General features: G+C 49.7%; 19 protein-coding genes. 18 read left to right on the forward strand and 1 reads right to left on the reverse strand.

Annotated elements, in window-relative coordinates:
• Positions 1-6: 6 nt before the first annotated feature.
• Complete coding sequence (locus ACTQ3R_RS13685) at positions 7-1,386, forward strand: SLC13 family permease (protein WP_441779790.1); 1,380 nt, start codon at positions 7-9, stop codon at positions 1,384-1,386.
• A 274-nt stretch (positions 1,387-1,660) separates the two neighbouring features.
• On the opposite strand, the gene ACTQ3R_RS13690 is transcribed toward ACTQ3R_RS13685, so the two are convergent.
• Positions 1,661-1,894 (reverse strand): hypothetical protein, encoded by a 234-nt coding sequence (locus tag ACTQ3R_RS13690; protein WP_441779767.1) that lies wholly within the window; start codon positions 1,892-1,894, stop codon positions 1,661-1,663.
• Positions 1,895-2,322: 428 nt separating this feature from the next.
• Here ACTQ3R_RS13690 and ACTQ3R_RS13695 point away from each other — a divergent pair, with 428 nt between their 5' ends.
• The 17 genes from ACTQ3R_RS13695 to ACTQ3R_RS13775 all read left to right on the forward strand — a co-directional run bounded on the left by ACTQ3R_RS13695 (position 2,323) and on the right by ACTQ3R_RS13775 (position 18,941).
• Positions 2,323-3,438, forward strand: a complete 1,116-nt coding sequence (locus ACTQ3R_RS13695; protein ID WP_441779766.1) for a DegT/DnrJ/EryC1/StrS family aminotransferase — start codon at positions 2,323-2,325, stop codon at positions 3,436-3,438.
• On the forward strand, positions 3,435-4,079 hold the full coding sequence (locus ACTQ3R_RS13700; RefSeq protein WP_441779765.1) for a sugar transferase: 645 nt from the start codon (positions 3,435-3,437) through the stop codon (positions 4,077-4,079). Before ACTQ3R_RS13695 ends, ACTQ3R_RS13700 begins: the two co-directional genes overlap by 4 nt.
• Complete coding sequence (locus tag ACTQ3R_RS13705) at positions 4,076-4,657, forward strand: GNAT family N-acetyltransferase (protein ID WP_441779764.1); 582 nt, start codon at positions 4,076-4,078, stop codon at positions 4,655-4,657. Before ACTQ3R_RS13700 ends, ACTQ3R_RS13705 begins: the two co-directional genes overlap by 4 nt.
• Positions 4,632-5,660 (forward strand): hypothetical protein, encoded by a 1,029-nt coding sequence (locus tag ACTQ3R_RS13710; protein WP_441779763.1) that lies wholly within the window; start codon positions 4,632-4,634, stop codon positions 5,658-5,660. The genes ACTQ3R_RS13705 and ACTQ3R_RS13710 overlap by 26 nt, the downstream gene beginning before the upstream one ends.
• A 1-nt stretch (position 5,661) precedes the next feature.
• On the forward strand, positions 5,662-6,705 hold the full coding sequence (locus ACTQ3R_RS13715) for a lipid II:glycine glycyltransferase FemX (protein ID WP_441779762.1): 1,044 nt from the start codon (positions 5,662-5,664) through the stop codon (positions 6,703-6,705).
• A 39-nt stretch (positions 6,706-6,744) separates the two neighbouring features.
• Complete coding sequence (locus ACTQ3R_RS13720; protein WP_441792675.1) at positions 6,745-7,938, forward strand: glycosyltransferase family 4 protein; 1,194 nt, start codon at positions 6,745-6,747, stop codon at positions 7,936-7,938.
• Positions 7,939-7,943: 5 nt separating this feature from the next.
• Positions 7,944-8,987, forward strand: coding sequence for a polysaccharide biosynthesis protein (locus ACTQ3R_RS13725; RefSeq protein ID WP_441779760.1), 1,044 nt, complete (start codon positions 7,944-7,946; stop codon positions 8,985-8,987).
• Positions 8,984-10,144, forward strand: a complete 1,161-nt coding sequence (locus ACTQ3R_RS13730; RefSeq protein ID WP_441779759.1) for a capsular polysaccharide biosynthesis protein CapF — start codon at positions 8,984-8,986, stop codon at positions 10,142-10,144. Before ACTQ3R_RS13725 ends, ACTQ3R_RS13730 begins: the two co-directional genes overlap by 4 nt.
• 3 nt (positions 10,145-10,147) lie before the next feature.
• Entirely contained in the window at positions 10,148-11,290 is a 1,143-nt protein-coding gene (locus ACTQ3R_RS13735; protein WP_441779758.1) for a UDP-N-acetyl glucosamine 2-epimerase, read from the forward strand.
• Positions 11,291-11,400: 110 nt separating this feature from the next.
• Positions 11,401-12,351 carry a glycosyltransferase family 2 protein gene (locus ACTQ3R_RS13740; protein ID WP_441779757.1) on the forward strand — a complete coding sequence of 317 codons (951 nt, stop codon included), beginning with the start codon at positions 11,401-11,403 and terminating at the stop codon, positions 12,349-12,351.
• 7 nt (positions 12,352-12,358) lie between these two features.
• Entirely contained in the window at positions 12,359-13,069 is a 711-nt protein-coding gene (locus ACTQ3R_RS13745) for a polysaccharide deacetylase family protein (protein WP_441779756.1), read from the forward strand.
• A gap of 46 nt (positions 13,070-13,115) precedes the next feature.
• Positions 13,116-14,261 (forward strand): glycosyltransferase, encoded by a 1,146-nt coding sequence (locus ACTQ3R_RS13750; RefSeq protein ID WP_441779755.1) that lies wholly within the window; start codon positions 13,116-13,118, stop codon positions 14,259-14,261.
• 29 nt (positions 14,262-14,290) lie between these two features.
• Positions 14,291-15,031: a hypothetical protein gene (locus tag ACTQ3R_RS13755; protein ID WP_441779754.1), complete on the forward strand. Its 741-nt coding sequence runs from the start codon at positions 14,291-14,293 to the stop codon at positions 15,029-15,031.
• Positions 15,018-15,914 carry a DapH/DapD/GlmU-related protein gene (locus ACTQ3R_RS13760; RefSeq protein WP_441779753.1) on the forward strand — a complete coding sequence of 299 codons (897 nt, stop codon included), beginning with the start codon at positions 15,018-15,020 and terminating at the stop codon, positions 15,912-15,914. Before ACTQ3R_RS13755 ends, ACTQ3R_RS13760 begins: the two co-directional genes overlap by 14 nt.
• A gap of 3 nt (positions 15,915-15,917) precedes the next feature.
• Positions 15,918-17,045, forward strand: coding sequence for a DegT/DnrJ/EryC1/StrS family aminotransferase (locus ACTQ3R_RS13765; RefSeq protein ID WP_441779752.1), 1,128 nt, complete (start codon positions 15,918-15,920; stop codon positions 17,043-17,045).
• Positions 17,045-17,620 (forward strand): DapH/DapD/GlmU-related protein, encoded by a 576-nt coding sequence (locus ACTQ3R_RS13770; RefSeq protein ID WP_441779751.1) that lies wholly within the window; start codon positions 17,045-17,047, stop codon positions 17,618-17,620. The genes ACTQ3R_RS13765 and ACTQ3R_RS13770 overlap by 1 nt, the downstream gene beginning before the upstream one ends.
• Position 17,621: 1 nt before the next feature.
• Positions 17,622-18,941, forward strand: coding sequence for a nucleotide sugar dehydrogenase (locus ACTQ3R_RS13775; protein ID WP_441779750.1), 1,320 nt, complete (start codon positions 17,622-17,624; stop codon positions 18,939-18,941).
• Positions 18,942-18,956: the final 15 nt, after the last annotated feature.

The following is an 18,956-nucleotide window of genomic DNA, read 5'->3' on the forward strand; positions in this document are numbered from 1 at the left end:
ACCTTGATGAATAGAAAACAAGTGATCGGTTTATTTGGCGGTGTTGCCGCGGCTGTGGTAATTTATACCTTGCCCCTGGAGGGATTGACGCAACAGGGGCAGATGTGCCTGTCTTTGACCATTATGACGGTATTATTTTGGGCCTTTCAGGTGGCTCAGGCGGGATATGTGTCCGGCTTGCTGTTGGCACTGTTTGTAATATTCCGGGTAGCGGAACCCGAGGTGGTATTTTATTCCTGGACAGGAACGACTATGTATCTCATCGTTGGGGCATATCTTATCGCAGCGGCGGTTAAAAATTCTGGGCTGGGAAACCGGATTTCTTACTGGTTTATCCTTCGCTTTATGAGTTCTTACCGCAGCGTTATTATATCGGTTTTTTTCATGACTCTGATACTGAGCCTAATTATACCACATCCCTGGCCCAGAGCGTTTTTGATTATGTCCGTCATGTCAGAGGTGATTGAAAACGCACGGGTTCCTCGAAAGGACGCAGTTTCGATTGGATACTCTGTATTTGCGGCATCAGTGCCTATCTCCTGTATCTTTTTAACAGGGGATAGCACGATCAATCCGTTGGCGGTGCAATACTCCGGCCTGGAGTTGGGGTGGTTTGGCTGGCTAAAACTTATGGGGGTGCCATGCGCTGCCTCATCGGTGCTGACATGTGTGGCCTTTTTACTGTTTTTCCGGCCCAGTCAGCCGATGACCATCGATAAACAGGCGGCAGAGAAAAAACTGCATGAGATGGGACACCTTTCCCAAACGGAAATCCGGGCTGCAATCTGGCTTACCATTGCGGTCATTCTGTGGATGACAGACAGCCTGCATGGTCTTGATATTGGATGGATTACATTGGCCATTGCCATGTTGATGTCTTTGCCGGTGGTGGGAGAGCTGCTGACGCCTGGTTCTTGGTCAGAGGTTCCGACCAATGTGCTGCTGTTTATTACTGCGGCAATGGCCATTGGAAAAGTGGGGGCGGTGACAGGGATGAACGAATGGATTGCGTCCACCCTACTTCCCGGAACCATTCCGTCGAATCCTTTTGTTCTGGCTGCTTTCGTGGCAACGATCTCAGTGATCATCCATATGTTGTTGGGCAGTGTGATTGCTGTTATGGGTGTGGCGGTTCCAGCTGTGCTGAGCTATACATCAGCCATGGGAATCAATCCCCTGGTACCAGCGTTGTGGGTCTTTACAGCAATTGTGATGCACTATGTGTTTCCCTTTCAAAATATGTCAATTCTGGTGGGGCAAGGGGAGAAAAATGGCCTATATTCCTCCAAAGAGACGATCCGCTTCAGCGTGCCGCTGCTTGGAATCACATTTGTTACAATTGTTGTATTTCAGGTGCTGTGGTGGAAGATTTTAGGCATTCTATAATTATAAAATCAAGTAACATTATATACTGAAGAAGAAAAATAGGCAACTGAGGAGACAAGCTTTTCTTTGATGATCAACGGACGGCTGTCGAAAATAAGTATGATTTGGGCTCCGCACTGGTCAATATGGTGCGGAGCCCTGGCTCTGTTTGTAAGAGGAGAATCCTTCGAAGGGCAATTCTCCGCTGCGGTTTGAAGAGTAGGTTTGAAATGCTGGTTTTCTTGTTTGGCAGTAGGCTTCATACTGGCGGCAAACAGGCAAATTGGGATATTCGTCAATCATCAGAAGATTGAGAACTCGAGTTGCGGTCTTGCTCCTCTTTGGAAGCATTATCGACCGTTAGAGCCTGCTGTTTTATGGCCTGGATATATGTCCGACACAGCTCTTGCTGCCCCCGGGCCACTGCCTGAAGGGGCTGGCCGATGAGCAGGTCGGCGGGAATACCCGTAAAAGAGGTGGGTACATCGTCTTTTAAATTATGATCGTTTTCAGCTTTGACATCACGCATGGGTTGCTGCCTCCGTAGAAGTAAGATTTGAATATAGCATGGGCCATTTCTTTGGGAGTGTTCTCTGGATGAGCGGAAAGACACCCCTTCGCTTCAGGGTGTTCCTGCTCTAACAGGTGGTTTGTAGGGAATAGTATAGCATTATTTCCACAGACCGTATAGTAAAACTGCGGCAAAAGCTGGGCGGCTTGAAGGGTCATGATGAAAGAGAACTTCATTATGAGTCTGACAAACGGGAAAGTCAAGCAGTACGATTCCGGACATAAGCGGAAGGAGGAAAGAATGATGGAAAACCCAGACGGTTTTGGTTAAAATACGCTGGCTTTCCGATCCTTTACGCCTTGCGTTCCATAGGGGAATGTGGTACTATAAAGTGATATTTTATGGGGGTCAGACTCCTGACCAAAATGCCAGCGGGAGGAATCACAATGAATGATCGAATCTTCCTGTCCTCCCCCACCATCCATGGGGAAGAACAGAAATTTGTCCAGGAGGCCTTTGATACCAATTGGGTGGCGCCTCTGGGCAAAAACGTAAATGAGTTTGAGCGGGAACTGGCTGCCTATGTGGGCGTAGGTCATGCCGCCGCCCTGGTTTCCGGTACGTCCGCACTCCATCTGGCGGTAAAGCTGGCGGGGGTAAAGCCCGGAGACAAGGTGCTGTGCTCTGATATGACTTTCTCCGCTACCGTCAATCCGGTGAGCTATGAGGGCGGGGAGCAGGTATTCGTGGACAGCGAGCGGGAGACCTGGAACATGGACCCCAAAGCGCTGGAGCGGGCTTTTGAGAAGTACCCCGACAGCAAGGTAGTGGTGCTGGCCCATCTGTACGGTACGCCCTCCAAGCTGGATGAGATCACCGCCATCTGTGAGGCCCACAATGCTGTCCTCATTGAGGATGCGGCGGAGAGCCTGTCCGCTACCTACAAGGGGAAACAGACGGGTACGTTTGGTAAATACAGTGCGGTCTCCTTTAACGGCAACAAGATCATCACCACGTCCGGAGGCGGTATGCTCCTGTCGGATGACGAGCAGGCCATCCAGAAGGCCCGCTTCTGGGCCACCCAGGCCCGGGAGCCGTTCCCCTGGTACGAGCACAAGGAAATCGGCTATAACTACCGCATGAGCAACATTGTGGCGGGCATCGGCCGCGGGCAGCTGCTCCACTTGGAGGAGCACCGGGCTAAGAAAGAGCAGATTTACCGCACCTATGAGGCGGCGTTCCAGGGGCTGCCTGTAAAGATGAACCCCTACCTGCCCGAGAGCCGTCCCAACTTCTGGCTCTCCTGCATCACCATCGACCCGGGCTGCGATGTGAAGCCGGAGGATATCCGTCTGGCCCTGGAGAGCGAGAACATCGAGTCCCGTCCCATCTGGAAGCCCATGCACATGCAGCCGGTCTTTGCCGGACACGACTTCATCACCGCCGGGGACAATGTGGGCGAGGACATCTTTGCCCGCGGCCTGTGCCTGCCCAGCGATGTAAAGATGACGGCGCAGGAGCAGAACCGGGTCATTGAAATCATCAAAGGAATGATACTGTGAGTCGAGGAAAAAACGGAATTTACTGCCGCTACATAAAAAGACTTCTGGATATCCTGTTGTCCGGCTGCGCGCTTATCGTGCTGTCTCCGGTGCTGCTCATTGTAGCTATTTTCGTGCGGACGAAATTGGGCAGCCCGGTGATTTTCTGCCAGGAGCGCCCGGGCAAGGATGAGAAGATTTTTAAAATGTATAAGTTCCGTTCCATGACCGATGAGCGGGACGAAAACGGAAATCTTCTGCCGGACGAGGTACGGCTGACCAAATTTGGCCGCCTGCTGCGCTCCACCAGTCTGGACGAGCTGCCGGAGCTTTGGAACATCTTCAAGGGCGATATGTCCATTGTGGGCCCCCGGCCGTTGGCGGTAGTATACCTTCCTTATTACAGTGAAGCTGAACACCATCGACATGATGTTTTCCCTGGATTGACTGGCTTGGCACAGGTGCATGGCCGAAATGCCATAAGCTGGGAGGAGAAGTTTTCATATGATCTTAAGTATGTCCAAGAGGCTTCTTTTTTGATGGATTGTTCGATTGTTTTTCTGACAGTAAAGAAAGTGCTGGTACGGGAAGGAATAGGGCAAGCGGAGCAAGCACCAGAAAGTTTGCATATACAACGCTCAAGAGAGAAGGCGGTAAAGTGAACCTTTATGGAGAAAAAGTAATGCTCCGGGCTATGGAACCGGAGGATATGGAAATGCTCCGAGAAATGATCAATGATCCTGAGGTTGAACGTATGGTTGGAGGCTGGAGCTTTCCTGTCTCTAAACACACTCAATCTCAGTGGTATGAAAAGGTAGCAAATGATCAGCAAAATTTACGCTTTGTGATTGAAGTTCAGGAGAGCGGTGAAGCTATAGGTCTGATTACGCTGACAGACATTAATTGGAAAGATGGAGTGGGAGAAGAAGGAATCAAATTAAGATCGGGAGCTCCTAAGAGAAAAGGGTATGCAACGGATGCGTTGATGACACTTGAGTGGTACGTTTTTGAAGAACTCCGGTTCCATCGCTTGGAAGCAAGATGGTTAAGTCATAATGAGGCTTCCAAGCGGTTACATGTGAAATGTGGTATGAAGCATGAAGGAATACGGCGCTCGGCTATTTTTAAGAATAATCAATATCTCGATCAATATTGTGCGGGAATCCTCAGAAATGAGTATTTTGAAGTGAAAAAACGACTGGGATGGCAAGGCTATGGCGAAAGAAGAAATTGGCAGTGAGTTTTTTGAGGTTCCCCTAGGAGAATGCAGCAATAATCATTTTCCATCTTCTACGGTTTGGTACCGTTCTGGCCGTACAGCGCTGGGGGCCATCATTGATTGTATCCTTTCACGGAGAGAATTTCACTCTATCGCACTTCCCTCCTGGTGTTGCGAAACAATGATCGAACCATTTTTGGCCAGAAAGATTGATGTGTTTTTTTATTCGGTTGTTTTAGATGTTGAAGGGCATTTGTGTCAAAAGCTTCCAGACCCGGAATTTTGTGATGGAATCCTTGTGATGGATTATTTCGGCTATGTTCGTCAGCCGGAACTTTCTGCCAAATGGAAGATTGTAATTCGGGATGTGACCCACTCTGTTTTTAGTGCGGTTTACAAAGATGCGGATTATATATATGGCAGTCTGCGTAAATGGGCTGGCTTCTGGACAGGTGGATTCGCGTGGACAAAAGAAGACACTTTGCAGCAAGCAGTCTCGAAAGATATCGAGGATGTATATGTGTCGCTCCGAAAGCAGGGAATGGAAGAAAAGCGGAGATACCTTTCTGGTGAAATAGAAGAAAAAAAGCATCTGAAAACATTTGCCTTGGCAGAAGATTTGCTGGAAAAGCAGCCTGAGGGTGGAGCTGACTGCCAGGATATACAGGCTGCGTTAAGACTGAATGTACCGCTTATCCGGGAAAAACGTCGGAATAACGCTGCACAACTTCTGGATACCGTAAAGGAATTTGCATTGTTTCCCGAATTGCGACCAGATGATTGTCCCTTGTTTGTTCCTGTCCGGATACCGGGAGAGAAACGTGATGCATTGCGGCAATATTTAATTGAACAGAAAATATATTGTCCGGTTCATTGGCCTGTATCTTCGCTGCACCGCTTAGATGAGAAAGAACGCCAAATCTATCAAGAAGAACTGAGTCTAGTTTGTGACCAGCGCTATGATGCAGATGATATGCAGCGCCTGTGTGAGGCGGTGGATCATTTTTTGAAGGGAAACAAGTGACATGGAGTTCAATGTTTATTCCTTGGAGCAGGGAGAAGTGTGGGACCAGCTCGTGCGAACTTTTGCTCGGCATGATATTTACTACCTTAGTGGTTATGTAAAGGCATTTCAACTGCACGGAGACGGTGAACCGTTGCTTTTTTATTACCAGGGTAATGATGGCTTACGTGGAATCAATGTGGTAATGAAACGGGACATTGCTAAAGACCTGCACTTTGCCGGAAGGCTATCCAAGGATCAATACTTTGATTTTGCCACTCCCTATGGCTACGGAGGTTGGCTGCTAGAAGGCAATGGGGCACCTGACCATCTTTTTTCTGCATATGAAGAGTGGTGCCGAGCTAATGGAATTATCAGTGAGTTTGTGCGGTTTCATCCGGTACTGGAAAATCATAAGCAGTGTCAGGGGCAATATGAAGTTGTTCGGCTTGGAAATACCATTGTGATGGATGTTTCTTCTGATACGATTATTTGGGCCAATATTTCAAGCAAAAATCGGAATGTCATTCGCAAGGCGTTGAAAAATGGAGTCCACATTTATAGTGGCAGATCTCCTCAGCTATTCGATACATTCCGCACCATTTATAATGCCACCATGGATAAGGACCAGGCTGCGGATTACTATTATTTTGAACCAAGCTTTTATCAGAGTATTTTGAATGATTTACCGTATAATGCACAAATTTTTTATGCAGAGCATGAAAGAAAGATAATCGCAGCGTCTATCATGCTGTGTGCAAATGGCCGAATGAATTATCATCTTTCTGGTTCTGTGCGTGAGTATCAAAATCTTGCACCTACCAATCTTCTCCTTTATGAGGCAGCACTTTGGGGCTGGACAAACGGGTATAAAACTCTTCATTTGGGCGGAGGTGTAGGTGCTGGAGAAGATAGTTTGTTTGCGTTTAAAAAAGCGTTTAACCGGGGCGAACCGTTGCCTTATTATATTGGGAAAAAAGTATTTGCACCAGAAAAATACGAAGAATTGATTCGATTACGAACGGATTTGCTGGAAAGTAGGTTTTTCCCCCGCTATCGGGCGTAAAGTCCCATTGAAAGACAGACAGGAGCAAGTTGAAATGCTATGAACCTCATATTTTTATCTCTTTTTCAAATGAACTCCCTAGATCAGAGCGGTATTTATCCTGATCTTCTGCGGGTGTTTGTAAAAAAAGGTCACTATGTGCGCATTGTCTCGGCGGAGCCAGATTGTGAAACTCATGATGCCCCCCGAAATGGATACTCCATTCTGCATGTACGTACACAGCAGATGACAGGCGTCTCTTTTATTAAAAAAGGTATAGCCTCTTTACAGATCGGCCCCAACATCCAGAAGGCCCTGGATCGGTACTGCGGCCATGAGCACTACGACCTTATCCTGATGGCCACGCCGCCCATTACTCTGGCCGGGGTGATGGATCACATCAAAAAGAGAGATGGGGCAAAATTTTATCTAATGCTGAAAGATATCTGGCCCCAGGGAATCGCAGATTTGGGGGCCATTTCTCAGGGAGGGCCGGTGTACCGCTACTTCCGGGCTAAGGAGAAAAAACTCTATGCCTTGGCGGATTTTATCGGTTGTATGAGCCCAGCTAATGTGGATTATGTCCTCTCCCACAACCCAGGCCTGCGAGCCGACCGAGTGGGGCTTTGCCCCAACACTGAGGAGCCGAATTTCCGTACAACTACGATGGAGCAGCGCACGGCAGTTCGGGCCCGCTACGGGATTCCCCAAGATAAGACGGTGTTTTTGTACGGGGGTAACTTCGGCCGACCGCAAGGAATTCCATTTCTCCTGGATTGCCTTCGTCGGTGCCGGGAGGATCGCCAGGCATATTTTGTCCTGTGCGGAACGGGGACGGAATATCCAAAACTGCAAGCCTACGTAGAACAAGAACGGCCTGAACATGTTCTGCTGCTGAACGGACTGCCTCGGAAGGAGTACGACGAGCTGGTGCTGGCCTGCGATGTGGGAATGCTTTTTCTGGACTACCGCTTTACCATTCCAAACTTTCCCTCCCGGCTGCTGTCCTATCTTCAGGCAGGACTGCCGGTGATTTCCTGTACAGATCCGGCCACCGATATTGGAGAAATTACCGAAGCTGGCGGATTTGGATGGAAATGCCCCAGCAACGATACAGAGGCTTTCTATACAGTGGTGAAGAAGGCGTACAAGGCGGATTTGGCGGCTATGGGAGATGCAGGCCGGAAATACTTCTTAGATCATTACACGGCGGAACAAGGTTATGAAATCATCATGCGAGGATTGGAGCGCTGAAGCGTATGTTTCAAGGAAAGACTTTATTGATCACCGGCGGTACCGGCTCCTTCGGCCACGCCGTACTGGACCGCTTTTTGGAGACGGATATCGGAGAAATCCGCATCTTCTCCCGGGACGAAAAAAAGCAGGATGATATGCGCCATGAATTTCAGGCGAAAATGCCTGAGGTGGCGGAAAAAATCAAGTTTTTTATTGGCGATGTGCGGGATCTGGCCAGTGTGAAAAACGCCATGTATGGAGTGGACTACGTTTTTCACGCGGCTGCGCTCAAGCAGGTGCCCTCTTGTGAGTTTTTCCCCCTGGAGGCGGTCAAGACCAATGTAATTGGAACGGACAATGTACTCACGGCGGCCATCGAGGCAGGGGTGAAGTCTGTGATCTGTCTTTCCACGGACAAGGCGGCCTATCCGGTGAATGCCATGGGCACCTCTAAGGCCATGATGGAGAAGGTGGCGGTTGCCAAGAGCCGCACGGTCAGTCCAGAGCGTACCAAGATCTGCTGTACCCGCTATGGAAATGTCCTATGCTCCAGAGGCAGTGTGGTTCCTCTCTGGATCGATCAGATAAAGGCCGGAAAGCCCATTACCATTACTGAGCCGGAAATGACCCGCTTCGTTATGACCCTGGAAGAAGCAGTGGATCTGGTGCTCTTTGCCTTTGAGCACGGGGAGAGCGGCGATGTTCTGGTTCAGAAGGCCCCGGCCTGCACCATCGCCGTACTGGCTCAGGCGGTGCGGGAGCTGTTCTGCCCGGAAGCAGAGACTCGGGTCATCGGAATCCGTCACGGGGAAAAGCTCTATGAGACGCTGCTGACCAATGAGGAATGCGCCAACGCACTGGATTTGGGCGACTTTTACCGTGTTCCTTGTGACAAGCGGGATCTTAATTATGATAAATACTTTACTCAGGGAGATCAGGAACGTAATATCCTGACGGAGTTCAATTCCAACAATACCGCCTTGATGGACGTAGAGCAGGTGAAGGCAAAGCTGCTGACCCTGTCCTATATCCGGGAGGAGTTGGCAGAGTGGGAGAAACGGGCATGAAAATACTGGTAACCGGAGCGCGGGGATTTGTAGGGCGCAATTTAGTGGAGACCCTGAAGGCAGTCCAAAGCGGAAAAGAACGTACAAGAAATATCGATGTGGAGGAAATCTACGAATTCGATGTGGATACTGTGCCTAAACTGCTGGATGAGTACTGCCAGAAGGCGGACTTTGTGTTTAATCTGGCCGGCGTGAACCGTCCAAAAGATCAAAGCGAATTCATGAGCGGGAATTTTGGGTTTGCTTCCACACTGCTGGATACTCTGAAAAAGCACCAAAATACCTGCCCGGTTATGCTTTCCTCTTCCATCCAAGCCAGCCTGTCAGGACGCTATGCCGGAAGCGAATACGGACGCTCCAAGCGGGCGGGAGAGGAGCTTTTCTTCCAATATGGGGTGGAGACGGGAGCAAAGGTTTTGGTCTACCGGTTCTCCAACCTGTTTGGAAAGTGGTGCCGTCCCAACTATAACAGCGTGGTAGCTACTTTCTGCCATAATATTGCCCGTGATCTGCCCATTACGGTCAACGACCCCAATACAGAGTTGAACCTGGTTTATGTGGACGACGTGGTGGATGAGATGTTCCGGGCTCTTCGGGGAGAGGAGACACGCCAGGGAGAGTTTTGTACAGTCCCCGTAAGTCATACTGTGACCCTGGGACAGATCGTAGAGCTGCTCCAGCGTTTCCACGACCAGCCGAAAACCCTGGAGATGCCCCAGATTCCCCAAGGGTCTTTTGCCAAAAAACTCTATTCCACCTATCTTTCCTATCTCCCTGAAGAGGCTGTCTGTTTTCCGCTGAAGATGAATGCAGACGCCCGGGGCAGTTTTACAGAGCTGCTTCGTACCGCTAACTGCGGTCAGTTCAGCGTGAACATCTCCAAGCCCGGCATTACCAAAGGCCAGCACTGGCACCACAGCAAGTGGGAATTCTTTATCGTGGTGTCTGGCCGTGCCCTGATCCAGGAGCGCCGGATTGGTTCTGACGAGGTCCTGGAGTTTGAGGTCAGCGGGGACGAAATCCAGGCGGTACATATGCTGCCTGGATATACCCACAACATCATCAATCTTTCGGAAACTGAGAATCTCGTTACTGTGATGTGGGCCAATGAGGCCTTTGACCCCCAGCGCCCTGACACCTATTTTGAGGAGGTTTGAGCCATGTCCCGGCTGAAACTCATGACCATTATTGGCACCCGACCGGAGATTATCCGATTGTCCGCCGTCATCAAAAAGTGCGACCGCTACTTTGATCAGATTCTGGTCCATACCGGACAAAATTACGACTATGAGCTTAACCAGGTTTTCTTTGATGACCTGGGACTCCGGGCACCGGACTTCTATCTGGATGCGGTGGGAGCGGACCTGGGGGAGACCATCGGCAATATCATTGCCAAAAGTTATGCGCTTATGGTCAAACAACAGCCGGATGCTCTGCTGATTCTTGGGGATACCAACTCCTGCCTTAGCGCCATCGCTGCCAAGCGGCTCCACATCCCCATCTTCCACATGGAGGCGGGCAACCGGTGTAAAGACGAGTGCCTGCCGGAGGAGACCAACCGGCGGATCGTGGACATCATCTCCGATGTGAACCTGGCCTACTCCGAGCACGCCCGGAAGTATCTCCACGAGTGTGGCCTGCCGAAAGAGCGCACCTATGTCACCGGGTCCCCCATGGCGGAGGTGCTCCACGCTAATCTAGAAAAGATTGAAGCATCCGACATTCACCAGCGGCTGGGGCTGGAGAAAGGAAAGTATATCCTGCTCTCCGCCCACCGAGAGGAGAATATCGATACGGAGAAAAACTTCTTCTCCCTGATGAATGCAGTAAATGCGCTGGCAGAGCGGTACGATCTGCCGATTTTGTATTCCTGCCATCCCCGCAGCGCCAAGTATATTGAACAGCGGGGCTTTATCTTTGATTCCCGGGTTCGGCAGCACAAGCCTCTGGGGTTCCACGACTACAACTGCTTGCAGATGAATGCCTTCTGCGTGGTGTCCGACAGCGGAACCCTGCCGGAGGAGTCCAGTTTCTTCCTATCGGTGGGACATCCCTTCCCGGCGGTGTGCATCCGTACTTCCACCGAGCGGCCGGAGGCCCTTGATAAGGGCAATTTTGTGCTGGCAGGTATTACCACGGAGCAGGTACTTCAGGCGGTGGAGACCGCGGTGGCCATGCACCAGAACGGGGACTACGGGATTCCGGTGCCGGATTATGTAGAGGAAAATGTCTCTACCAAAGTGGTGAAGATTATCCAGAGCTATACCGGCGTGGTCAACAAGATGGTGTGGAGAAAATTTTGATCAGTGGTATCCTGGTGAGGGAATCGAGCAGTTACTGCCAAGTTTGATGGGATTCCCCCTGATAAATCGGAGCTTATCTCCATGTTCAAAACCAAAAAAGGAGAGTAGTCATGAAGCCTGCCGTCAGCGTAATTTTTCCTGTCTATGGAGTAGAGGACTACATTGAAAATTGCCTACGTTCCGTTGCCGGGCAAACATTCCGGGATATGGAACTGATTCTGGTAGATGATGAGAGCAGGGATGGATCCATCTCTGTGGCGGAAAAGTTTCTGGAAAAGACAGATCTCGAATGGCGGGTAATCCGCCAGAAAAATGCGGGGCAAGGAGCTGCCAGGGACTATGGAATCAGAGAAGCACGGGGGAAATATGTAGTCTGCATTGATGCGGACGATATGGTTTCCCCAATTTTTCTGGAATGCATGTACAAAGAGGCAGAATCTGGCGAATACGATGCGGTGTTTACAGGCTTTCGGTCAGCGAAGAGTGGAGATCCGTTCTATATGGGACCAGTGACCTTTCAGCCGATTAACCGGGAGGAACTGCTGTACCAGTTCCTGTGCCGGACGCTCATTCCCATCTTGCCGGCAATGTTGATACGGCGGGAGATCATCCTGGAATACGACCTGCGGGCAAAGGATGGTTGCCGTTTTTCAGAAGATGTTTACTTTATGTGGCTGCTTTTTTCCCGGGCAAAAGATATTGCATACACACAGGCACCACTGTATCATTATCTGAGACGGCCCAATTCCACAATGACGGCATCATCTGCTGCCCGCATTATCACAGGATATGAGGCTTTTTACACTTTGTCACAGGACCCCAATTTCACGGGCGATTTTCAAGGCGTTTCTTATCTGTTACCTAGGTGGGTTCTGGGATCTTTGCGGACAGCTGCGGGGATCTCCTCTTATCCGGTATTTTACGAGTTGGCGCAGAAGATGGATTATCGCACGCACGCACAGGCACTGCAGGGGTTTCCAGAGAGAAAGGCTCGGATTCTGGCTATCTGCCTGCGCATTTCTCCGCGTGTGTTTTACAATGTCGTGAAACGGTTGGGGTGAGAGGGATATGTCTGGTTTGTTCAATAAACGCTATTCTATCATACAGAAATATATGGAATTGCGGCTGAGCCAAGCGGAGCCAACGGGAACGGTACTCATGTTTCATGATATCTATGCCACAAGGAGCACACCGCCGGAGCCGGGGATTGCCCTCTCTGCCAGTAATTTTGAACAATTGCTGGATCAGATAGAAAAAACGCGCAGGGTTGCTACCATCCATCATTTTTCCGATGTAGAGAGATTAACCGCTGGCGATGTTGTCCTTACCTTTGATGATATGTTTGACTCAGCCTATGAAAACGCGGTACCGCTTTTGCGGGAGCGGAAGATCCCGTATGTGGCCTTTGTTGCCACGGGGTTGGTGGGGGAGCCTGGATATCTGACAAGGGAGGCACTTGCGGATCTACAAAAGGACCCGCTCTGCACAGTGGGAGCCCATTCGGTTCATCATCAGTTATTTCGATTCCAGCCTGAGACCGTGATAAAGGAAGTACAAGAAAGTGTGCAGGCATTAGGAGCGGATTTGTTTGCGTTTCCCTACGGCAGCATATATGCATGCTCTTCTAAAAATCAATTGGAGGTCAGCCGTAGCGGCTGTGTCTCTTGCGCCTTTTCTACGCTGGACGCACCTCTGTCGAAGCGTGCGCTGCAAAACCGTTTTTTTCTTCCCAGACGAAATATGAACGATACCCGGTTTGAGGCAGGTTCCCTTATATAATAAACTCTACTATCAATTATAGTCGTTATCATAGATGGAGGATATAGTGAAGATCGTACACATAGAGTTAGCTGGATTTTATAATGAAGGAATGTCCTATCAGACAAATATGCTTGTTTCACAAAATTGCCGTGATGGACATGAAGTTCTGGTCATTTCCAGTAATTATCAATTTGTAGATGGAGAGGTTTGCCGTGTTACTTCAGGACAACATGTTATGGCTGAAGGTGCAGTATTAATTCGACTTCCTTATTTCCCTTCCTTAAAACGATATTCTTTTCAAAAACTTCGATATGCTCGAGGAATATATAAATTATTAGAACAATTTAAGCCAGATGTTGTTTTTATTCATTGCACGCAAACCCTAGCTATATTTGATATAATCCACTACAAGAAGGATCATCCAGAGGTTAAGCTTTACGCTGATACCCATACCGCCTATTACAACAGCGGCATGAACTGGCTGTCTCTGCATGTGTTGCATCGGATACTATACCGCTACCTGACACAAAAAGTCCTGCCCTACTTGGAAAAATACTTCTATATCGGCCAGGGGGAGAAGAAATTTTCCATGAAGGAATATAAGGTTCCAGAATCCGTGATGGAGTATTACCCCCTGGGAGGCACCTTATTCCCTGAAGAGGTTTATGAGGAAAAGCGAGCCCGCCGACGGGCAGAACTGGGGCTTGCCCACGGGGAACTGCTGCTGCTACATTCGGGAAAGATGGGGGCGTTAAAAAAGACCGCTGATCTGTTGCGGGCCTTTGCTGCTGTACCTAAACTGAAGGCAAAGCTGGCGGTAATTGGTTCCATTCCCAAGGACATGGAGTCTACCCTCCTACCTCTGTTGGAGCGGGACAGCCGGGTGGTCTACCTGGGGTGGAAAGCCTCGGAGGACCTGCTGGAGTATCTCTGTGCCGCAGACCTATACTGCCAGCCGGGCAGTGTGTCCGCCATCATGCAGAACGCCATCTGCTGCGGCTGTCCCGTACTGTCGTTCCCCCATGAATCTTATGTAGATACGCTGGACTGCAGCGAGTTTTTCTGGGCTCGAAGTCAGACGGATATGGAATCGGTCTTTTCCAAGCTGGCATCTACGCCAGAAATTTTGAAGCCTATGACGGAGGGCGCCTGGCGCTGTGCCCGGGAGATCCTGGACTACCGGCAGCTAGCTGCCCGGTTGTATCAATAATTCAAAAGAGCAGAAAGGATGCTGGCCCCATGGACTTTTCATACACCGGCTATGTTCGGTTGCTGTCGTTGCTGCGCCAACACGCTTATGAGATCGTGGACTATCACGATTATGAGGAGCATCCTCGCTGCGTAATTCTCCGACATGATATCGATACGGACTTGGCACAGGCTGTCCGCTTTGCAGAGCTGGAAGCGAAAGAGGGCGTCAAGAGCACATATTTTGTCCTGCTACGGACGGATTTTTATAATCCGGCATCTAGGCAAAGCATGGAACAGCTCCGGCGCATCCAGTCGCTGGGCCATGAGATCGGGCTGCATTTTGATGAAAAGGCCTACCCAGAAGGCTCCGTCAGCGAAACGACGGAGCATATTCTGAGGGAACGAGATATCCTTTCCATGATTTTGGAAGTTCCGGTCACGACCGTTTCCATGCATCGCCCTTCCAGAATGACGTTGGAAGCTGATTTAAAAATACCCGGTATGGTAAATTCTTACGGTAAGACATTTTTCCATGATTTCAAATACCTCTCCGACAGCCGCCGCAGATGGCGAGAGCCTGTGGAGGAAATTATACAGTCCGGAGAATATGATCGGTTGCACATTTTAACCCATGCCTTTTGGTATCATGAAAAAGATGAGTCCATTGAGGCTACGGTGGGAAGATTTGTACGTTTGGCCAATAGAGAACGGTATGGGCAGATGAAGGAGAACATTACCGACCTTCCGTCGATTTTGAAAGAAGATGAGTTTTTCGATGAAAATCACTGAGGTATTATTTTTTTTAAAAGACCAAAATATCCCTTTCGAATTTCACGGAAATTCTGATCTGGAAGTGGAAGGTTTTTCGGCACTGACCCGCTATAAAAAGGACAGTTTTACCTGGATCAAAACGCAAAAAAATATTCCTGATGGCTTTGATCTGTCTCAGATAAAACTTGCTTTTATCTCCCAAGAGGTACAAGTGAACAATGTGAATAATATCATCCGGACCCCAGAATCTAAAAGAGCATTTTTCTCTACAGTGGAACATTTTTACGGTCAAGAGGTGAAGAGACCTCCAGTTGGAGAATTTACATACATCTCTTCAAAAGTAAAGTTAGGTAAAAATGTTCGTATTGGTCATAATTGCACCTTGGATGGAGAGATTTCTATTGGAGATAACACTGTGATATGGAATCATGTGACCATTGTTAACAAGGTGCATATTGGCAAGAATTGCGATATACGCTCTGGTGCGGTGATCGGACATGATGGATTTGCTTATACAGAGGATAATGAGCATAAAAAGACAATGGTAAAGCATTTTGGCGGTGTGGATATCGGAAACAACGTTTTGGTTGGAGAGAATGTCTGTATCCATAGAGGAACGATTGACGATACGATTTTAGAAGACGGAGTGAAAATTGATGCACTCTCCCATATTGCACATAATTGTTACTTTAAACGCAACTCCGCTGCTGCTGCCCCATGCAGGACAAATGGAAGTGTAAAGATTGGGGAAAACGCCTACCTTGCGGGTGCGTTAGTACGAAACCAGTGTGAAATTGGGGATAATGCTTTTATTGGGCTCGGTGCGGTTGTAGTGAAAAATGTGGAAGAAAACCAAACTGTTGTTGGGAATCCGGCAAGGCCCTTGGTAAAGGAGAGGTAAAATATGCAATTCATCGACTTAAAGGCCCAGTATCAGGCTCTGAAACCTGAAATCGATGCTAACATCCAGGCCGTTTTGGACTCCGCTCAGTTTATCGGCGGTTCCTTTGTAAAAGAGCTGGAAAATAAGCTGGCTACCTTTGTTGGGCGGAAACACTGCATTACCTGCGCCAACGGTACGGACGCGCTCCAGCTGGCCTTTATGGTCTACGGCGTTGGAGAGGGAGATGCGGTGTTTTGCCCGGATATGACCTTTATCTCCTCCACGGAGCCCGCCAAGATGTTTGGGGCTACTTCTGTATTTTGTGACATTACTCCGGATACCTACTGCCTATGCCCCCAGAGCCTGGAGAAGCAGATCCAGGCGGTGCTGGCCGAGGGTAAGCTGAAGCCCAAGGCAGTGGTGGCAGTGGACATTCTGGGCAACCTCTGCGACTATGAGGCTCTGACCGCTGTGTGTGAGAAGTATGGCCTTGTGATGATTGAAGACGCCGCACAGAGCTTTGGCGCTTCCCAGAACGGAAAAAAGGCCTGTGCCTTTGGCCATATTGCCACTACGTCCTTCTTCCCGGCCAAGCCTCTGGGCTGCTACGGGGACGGCGGCGCAGTGTTCACCAATGATGACCAGGTTGCGGATCTGTGCCGCTCTCTGTGTGTCCATGGCAAGGGCCCAGGCGGCAAGTATGACAACGTACGGGTGGGGATGAACTCCCGCTTGGATAACCTCCAGGCAGGTATCCTGCTGCCCAAATTGAAAGCTCTGGGAGATTATGAGATTGACGCCCGCCAGACAGTGGCAAAGCGGTATAACGAAGCTTTTGCGGGCAAATTTGTCGCACCTTATGTGGCAGAGGGGACTGTTTCAGCCTGGGCACAGTATGCTATCCTGGCGGAGAGCACCGCCCAGCGGGATCACATCATTGCACATCTTAACGAAAAGCACATTCCCAACATGGTGTACTATCCCACCCCCCAGCATGCACTGCCGGTGTTCCGGGATGAGCCCCACTACAATGAGCAGTTTGCCAACGCCAACGACTACTGCGCCCGCACCTTCTCCCTGCCTATGCACCCCTACCTGACAGCGGAGGAGCAGCAGGAGATCATCGACGCGGTTTTGGAGGTCCTGTGATGGACAAGCCGTATTTTGTGCATGAGTCCAGTTATGTGGACGAGGGATGCTCCATTGGGGAAGGAACTAAGATCTGGCACTTTTCGCACATTATGAAGGGGTGTTCCATTGGGAAGGGGTGCAACATTGGCCAGAATGTGGTGATCTCCCCGGATGTAGTTCTGGGCGATGGAGTGAAGATCCAGAACAATGTGTCTGTCTATACCGGTGTGGTCTGTGAAGACGGTGTGTTTCTGGGCCCGTCCTGTGTATTCACAAATGTGATTAATCCCCGAGCCTTTATTGAGCGGAAAAGCGAATACCGGAAGACTGTGGTAAAAAAAGGTGCCAGCATTGGAGCCAATGCCACTATTGTCTGCGGTCACGATGTTGGTCGGTATGCCTTCGTGGGCGCTGGTTCTGTGGTGACACGGGATGTGCCGGATTACGCTATGGTCTATGGTTCTCCGGCCAAAATTCGAGGCTATGTGTGCCGTTGCGGGGAGAAGCTGGTATTTGAGGAAGGAAAGGCTGTCTGTAAGGCTTGTAGAATGCACTATATAAAAGAAAATGAACAGGTGAAGGAGAGCAAATGAAATGGCTCTGAAAGAGGAACTGCTGAAGAAAATTTCGGATAGAACCCTGATCTGTGGTGTAGTAGGTCTGGGCTATGTGGGTCTGCCCCTGGCGGTCGACAAAGCCAAGCACGGATTTAAGACCATCGGTTTTGATGTGCAGCAGCAGAAGGTGGATATGGTCAATGCTGGACAGAACTACATTGGTGATGTAGTGGCTGCCGACCTGCAGGAACTGGTAGCCTCCAATATGTTCCATGCCACCACTGATTTTGGGCAGGTCTGCAAGGTGGACTTTATTGCCATTTGTGTGCCCACCCCTCTGGATCAACACCAACAGCCGGATATCAGCTATGTCCGTTCCTCGGCTGAAGCCATCTCCAAGCACTTGACTCGGGGTACCATTGTGGTGCTGGAGTCCACTACCTATCCCGGCACCACGGAGGAACTGCTCAAGCCGATTCTGGAACAGGGCAGTGGCCTCAAATGTGGGGAAGACTTTTATCTGGGATTTTCCCCCGAACGGGTAGATCCCGGTAATTTAATCTATAAGACCAGTAATACGCCCAAGGTGGTGGGGGCCATCGGGGAGGAGGCCACCGAGGTGGTATCTGCTGTCTACCGTGCCATTCTGGACGGGGATGTACATACCGTTTCCTCTCCCGCTGTGGCTGAGATGGAAAAGATTCTGGAGAACACCTATCGGAACATCAACATCGGCCTCATCAACGAGATGGCCATCCTCTGTAACCGCATGGGAATCAGCATCTGGGAGGTTATTGATGCTGCCAAGACCAAGCCCTATGGCTTCCAGGCGTTTTATCCAGGGCCCGGTTTGGGCGGGCACTGTATCCCTCTGGATCCCTATTATCTGAGCTGGAAGGCCCGGGAGTACGGCTTCCATACCAGTATGATCGAGGCCTCCATGATGATCAATGACCGTATGCCCGAATATACTGTGGAGCGGGCAGGAAAGATCCTCAACCGGTACAAAAAGGCCCTCAATGGCTCTAAGGTACTGGTGTTGGGGGTGGCCTATAAGCAAAACATTGATGACTATCGGGAGAGCCCTGCCATTCGGGTTATTGAGGAATTTGAAAAGACCGGGGCCCAGGTGGATTTCTATGATCCCTTTGTACCTAAGTACCGGGAGCAAGGTGAGTGGCACAAAGGTCTGGAGGCCATCAGCCCTAAGGTCATCAGTCAGTACGATTTGGTGACCATTACCACCGCTCATACCACAGTAAATTATGAGATGGTCTGTGACTGCGGTGTGCCGGTGTTTGACTGTAAAAACGTATGCAAAAATATTCAGAATCGGGAAAATATTGAGGTATTGTAATTCCTACAAAGGAGA

This window comes from Lawsonibacter sp. LCP25S3_E2 (genome assembly GCF_052117285.1).
In the GTDB taxonomy this organism is placed as follows: Bacteria; Bacillota; Clostridia; order Oscillospirales; family Oscillospiraceae; genus Lawsonibacter.

What these genes read in the sequence shown, in the direction of transcription:
- ACTQ3R_RS13695 (WP_441779766.1), top strand. Translation starts at nt 2,323, where the DNA reads ATGAATGATCGAATCTTCCTGTCCTCCCCCACCATCCATGGGGAAGAA.
- ACTQ3R_RS13710 (WP_441779763.1), top strand. Translation starts at nt 4,632, where the DNA reads ATGGCGAAAGAAGAAATTGGCAGTGAGTTTTTTGAGGTTCCCCTAGGA.
- ACTQ3R_RS13730 (WP_441779759.1), top strand. Translation starts at nt 8,984, where the DNA reads ATGAAAATACTGGTAACCGGAGCGCGGGGATTTGTAGGGCGCAATTTA.
- ACTQ3R_RS13690 (WP_441779767.1), bottom strand. Translation starts at nt 1,894, where the DNA reads ATGCGTGATGTCAAAGCTGAAAACGATCATAATTTAAAAGACGATGTA.
- ACTQ3R_RS13725 (WP_441779760.1), top strand. Translation starts at nt 7,944, where the DNA reads ATGTTTCAAGGAAAGACTTTATTGATCACCGGCGGTACCGGCTCCTTC.
- ACTQ3R_RS13755 (WP_441779754.1), top strand. Translation starts at nt 14,291, where the DNA reads ATGGACTTTTCATACACCGGCTATGTTCGGTTGCTGTCGTTGCTGCGC.
- ACTQ3R_RS13760 (WP_441779753.1), top strand. Translation starts at nt 15,018, where the DNA reads ATGAAAATCACTGAGGTATTATTTTTTTTAAAAGACCAAAATATCCCT.
- ACTQ3R_RS13745 (WP_441779756.1), top strand. Translation starts at nt 12,359, where the DNA reads ATGTCTGGTTTGTTCAATAAACGCTATTCTATCATACAGAAATATATG.
- ACTQ3R_RS13685 (WP_441779790.1), top strand. Translation starts at nt 7, where the DNA reads ATGAATAGAAAACAAGTGATCGGTTTATTTGGCGGTGTTGCCGCGGCT.
- ACTQ3R_RS13715 (WP_441779762.1), top strand. Translation starts at nt 5,662, where the DNA reads ATGGAGTTCAATGTTTATTCCTTGGAGCAGGGAGAAGTGTGGGACCAG.
- ACTQ3R_RS13765 (WP_441779752.1), top strand. Translation starts at nt 15,918, where the DNA reads ATGCAATTCATCGACTTAAAGGCCCAGTATCAGGCTCTGAAACCTGAA.
- ACTQ3R_RS13775 (WP_441779750.1), top strand. Translation starts at nt 17,622, where the DNA reads ATGGCTCTGAAAGAGGAACTGCTGAAGAAAATTTCGGATAGAACCCTG.
- ACTQ3R_RS13770 (WP_441779751.1), top strand. Translation starts at nt 17,045, where the DNA reads ATGGACAAGCCGTATTTTGTGCATGAGTCCAGTTATGTGGACGAGGGA.
- ACTQ3R_RS13740 (WP_441779757.1), top strand. Translation starts at nt 11,401, where the DNA reads ATGAAGCCTGCCGTCAGCGTAATTTTTCCTGTCTATGGAGTAGAGGAC.
- ACTQ3R_RS13720 (WP_441792675.1), top strand. Translation starts at nt 6,745, where the DNA reads ATGAACCTCATATTTTTATCTCTTTTTCAAATGAACTCCCTAGATCAG.
- ACTQ3R_RS13735 (WP_441779758.1), top strand. Translation starts at nt 10,148, where the DNA reads ATGTCCCGGCTGAAACTCATGACCATTATTGGCACCCGACCGGAGATT.